Annotated in this window: 3 protein-coding genes and 1 pseudogene; all 4 read right to left on the bottom strand. The window is 63.1% G+C overall.

Annotation, left to right across the window (positions count from 1 at the left end; translation table 11 throughout):
* Window positions 1-460, bottom strand: a pseudogene (locus tag HUJ17_RS01085) (iron ABC transporter permease); the annotation flags it as partial.
* Between the two features lie 3 nt (window positions 461-463).
* On the bottom strand, window positions 464-1,474 hold the full coding sequence (locus HUJ17_RS01080) for an extracellular solute-binding protein (protein ID WP_290508972.1): 1,011 nt from the start codon (window positions 1,472-1,474) through the stop codon (window positions 464-466).
* Between the two features lie 124 nt (window positions 1,475-1,598).
* A complete protein-coding gene (locus tag HUJ17_RS01075) occupies window positions 1,599-2,846 on the bottom strand; it encodes an FAD-dependent monooxygenase (protein WP_290508971.1) in 1,248 nt (415 codons plus the stop codon).
* Between the two features lie 227 nt (window positions 2,847-3,073).
* The coding region (locus HUJ17_RS01070; protein ID WP_290508970.1) for an FAD-dependent monooxygenase at window positions 3,074-3,453 on the bottom strand (380 nt) is incomplete at its 5' end.

The raw sequence follows: 3,453 nt of genomic DNA, 5'->3' as shown, positions 1-3,453 counted from the left end.
GCATGTAGACATAGGGATAGAGCACCAGGGACAGGGTGATCACCACCCAGAGGGGGTGGCGGGCGCTGAAGTCCGGCAGAATCGGCAGCCACTGGCGCAGGAAGGTCTGGATGGGTCCGGCGTAATCCAGCAGGTCCACCATCACGAAAGCCAGCACATAGGCGGGCATGGCCATGGGCAGCAACAGCGCCCATTGCAGCCAGCGACGGCCGGGAAACTCCAGGGTGGCCACACACCAGGCCAGGGACACCCCGAGCAGCAGCACCCCGGCGGTGACCCCCACCATCAGGAACAGGGTATTGCCTACCAGCCGCCACAACACCGTGTCGAGCAGGTGCTGCCAGGTGGCCCACTGCTCCTGCTGCCAGGCGGCCAGCAGTACCACAATGGGCACCAGCACCAGCAAGGCCAGCAGCAGAACACTGGCACCGCTGGCTGAAAGGGCTCCCCGGGTTCGCACCGGTTAGCGGTATCCGGCGCGGTCCATCAGCTTGACGGCATCCACCTGCAGGGCCCCAGCCACACTGACGTTCAGATCATCCGATTTGAATTCTCCCCAGGAAGCCACCTCTTCCGCAGGCTCCACGGCGGCATTCACCGGGTATTCCATATTGCGGTCAGCCAGCAGTTTCTGGGCCTGCGGTTGGCTCATCCATTCCAGCAGGTCGCGAGCCTTTTGCGGGTGAGGCGCATGGCGGGTAATGCCGGCGCCGGAGATATTCACGTGGACACCACTGGAATCCTGGTTGGCCCAGAACAAGGACAGGGGCAACTGCGGATTGTCCTGCTTCATACGACCGAAGTAGTAAGTATTCACTATGCCCACATCACACTGTCCGGCCACAATGGCCTCCATCAGGGCAGTGTCGTTGGAGAATACGTCGGTGGCCAGATTCGCCACCCAGCCACGCACGATTTCCTCGGTTTTTTCTTCGCCAAGACGCTTGATCATGGTCGCCACCAGGGACTGGTTGTAGACCTTCTTGGAGGTGCGCAGGCACAAGCGCCCCTTCCATTGGGGGTCTGCCAGGGCTTCGTAGCTGGACAGGGCCGCCGGGTCCACCCGGTCGGTGGAATACACCAGGGTTCGGGCCCGCACGGTCAGGCCAAACCAGCGACTTTCCGGGTCAGTCAGTTCCGCCGGCACATTGGCCGCCAACAACGGCGACTCCAACGGTTGCAACAAATCCTTGTCCGCCGCATTCCACAGATTGCCGGCGTCCACGGTGATCAGCATATCCGCCGGTGAGCGCTCACCCTCAGCCTGCAAACGGGCGGTCAGGGCGGCAGCATTGTCGGTGATATAGCGGATTTTCACGCCGGTGGCTTCGGTATAGGCATCGAACACCGGCTTGATCAGATGGTCATTGCGCGAGGTATAAACCACCAGTTCTTCTTCAGCGGCGGGTTCGGAACAGGCCCACAGCCCGGTGAGCATGACAACGGCGGCGGCCAGAAGGGCAATGCCTCGCATAGTGGTGGACTCCATCAAATGCACAAGGAAACAAGAATGATTCTTAATTGGCGGCAAGTATGGCAGGAATTTATGCCAAGCTCTAGGGTCTGTTCACACTATTTCCCCAGGCCTTGCTGGCCACTCATAGCCCCGGAGGCAGTGGCCTTGCCCGCTTCGGCAAATCCGCGCCTCGCCCCATGGCCTGGCCGGCAAACAGCCGCTTGAGCGGCCCCGCCTGATTGACCCAGCGCATGCCGGTATTGCGCAGCCAGCGCACCGGCAAGGCCCGCTGGCCGAACAATTCCTGAAACCCGCGCATGGCGTTCTGCATGATCAGGTTCTCGCCGCGGCGCCGACGCTGATATCGGGCAAGGGCCGCGCTGTCCGCACAGGAACGCCCGCTGCCAACGGCTCGCTCCACCTCTTCCGCCAGCACCGCCGCGTCCAGCAGGCCCAGGTTGACGCCCTGCCCCGCCAGCGGATGAATCACGTGGGCGGCATCGCCCACCAGCGCCAGGCCCGCTGCTACATAGCTGCTGGCATGTCGCTCCTGGATTGGGAACACCGCCCTGTCGCTGAGCAGCGCCACCTCGCCGAGTGCATCACCGACGCCCGCTTGCAGTTCGGCAGCAAAATCCGCCGGCGCCTTTTCTCGCAGTTGAGCAATACGCTCCGGCCAGCCGGACCAGACAATGGAACACTGCCGTTGCTCACCCTGCTGCGGGTCACTGTAAAGCGGCAGTAACGCCAACGGCCCGGATTCCATGAACACCTGACGCGCGCAGGCGTCATGAGGCAAGGCAGTGGCAATGGTCGCCACCAGGGCATGATGACCGCTGTCACGGGCACCGCCACTGATGCCGGCCCAGTCCCGCACCCGGGAGCGGGCGCCATCTGCCCCCACCAACAGATCCGCCTGCCAGCACTGGTCCCCGGCGCGCACCTGCCAGCCACCCTCCTCACGACGGGCGCTGTCCACCGCTGCATTGCAGCGCCAATCCAGATTGGCAAAGTCCGCCGCCCGCCGGTAAAGCGCCGCCGACAGATGAGCGTTTTCCAATAGCCAGCCCAGGGACTGCGCGCCCACCTCTGCCGCGCGGAACAGCACCTCGCCGGTGCCATCCTGATCCCACACCTGCATGGCGTCGTAGGGCTGCACCCGGCTCATGTCCAGGTACTCCCAGACACCACTGTTCTGCAGCAGCCAGTGACTGGCCTCGGTGAGCGTGGACACCCGCAACCGGGCTGGCCCGGACGGCATCTCTGGCGCCGGCGCACCATCCAGCACCGTCACAGCCAGCCCCTGCTCCGCCAGCAACACCGCCAGCAAGCCCCCGGTCATACCCCCGCCGACGATGACGATGTGTTGGGATTCAGGTTGTTCTGTCATGGGCGCACTCATCAAAGGTCGATGCTCGCTGTTGATATGTAGGAGCGCCTCTTGAGGCGCGAATGTCCACGATCTTTAACGCGTGTTGTTGCGTTAGCATCGTCAGCTCGCCGATATCAAACGCCGAAGCAGCTGCAAGCTCTTCGCGCCTCAAGCGGCGCTCCTACAGCAGCTTCGTAGCATGGGTTTCGCTATTAACTATTAACTGTTAACTATTAATTGCCTTTTCAAAGCCCCATGGCGCGGCGCGCAAAACCCTGGCGCAGACCGGGCAGGATATCCATGGCCACCAGCCCCAGCTGCCGGCTGTGGGCAAACAGTGGTTGCTGGACCCGGAACACTTCCGGCACCCAACGCGAGGCCTGGCTGATCAGGGCCTGGTCCTGTTCCCGGCGTTGCACGTATTGCTGCAACAGAGACAATTCGCCCGGCGCTGAAGCAGCGCCAACGGTACTGGCCAACTGCACCAGATCACGCACGGTCAGGTTGAAGCCCTGCCCCGCTACCGGGTGCAAGGTGTGAGCGGCATTACCCACCACCACCCCATAGGGGACCGCCTGGGCACAGGCATGGGTCAGCACCAGCGGGTAACGCTGGCGTTCGCCGA

Origin of the sequence: Alcanivorax sp., assembly GCF_014762765.1 — a bacterium.
GTDB lineage: Bacteria > Pseudomonadota > Gammaproteobacteria > Pseudomonadales > Alcanivoracaceae > Alcanivorax.
Note: the sequence above shows the minus strand (reverse complement) of the source record. Positions and strands in the feature narration are given on the sequence as shown.